Source organism: Halorubrum sp. SP9, from assembly GCF_005435015.1.
In the GTDB taxonomy this organism is placed as follows: Archaea; Halobacteriota; Halobacteria; order Halobacteriales; family Haloferacaceae; genus Halorubrum; species Halorubrum sodomense.
This window is the reverse complement of the sequence record NZ_SGXU01000767.1, coordinates 1-219: the sequence shown is the minus strand read 5'-3', so window position 1 is coordinate 219 and position 219 is coordinate 1. Positions and strand designations below refer to the sequence as shown.

The 219-nt window shown below is 65.3% G+C and carries 1 pseudogene; it reads right to left on the bottom strand.

The window, feature by feature from the left end:
* Positions 1–81 precede the first annotated feature (81 nt).
* Positions 82–219 (bottom strand): annotated as a pseudogene (locus tag EXE45_RS19260) (ferritin-like domain-containing protein); the annotation flags it as partial.

Genomic DNA, 219 nt, shown 5'->3' with positions numbered 1-219 from the left:
ACGTATATCGTCTTGAGGTACTGATCTGCGGTGTTCACGGCTGTCCTCCGTCGGCGCTCGTCGGCGACTCGTCTGCCCGGTTCATCGGCGCTCCATGACCTCCGTGACCTCGCGCACTCCCTCGGCCTCCTCGTCGCGGATCGCCGTCAGGGTCGCGATCAGCTCATCGCGGTCGATCGAGAACGCCGCGTCGGAGTCCTCGATCGCCTCGATGAGGTC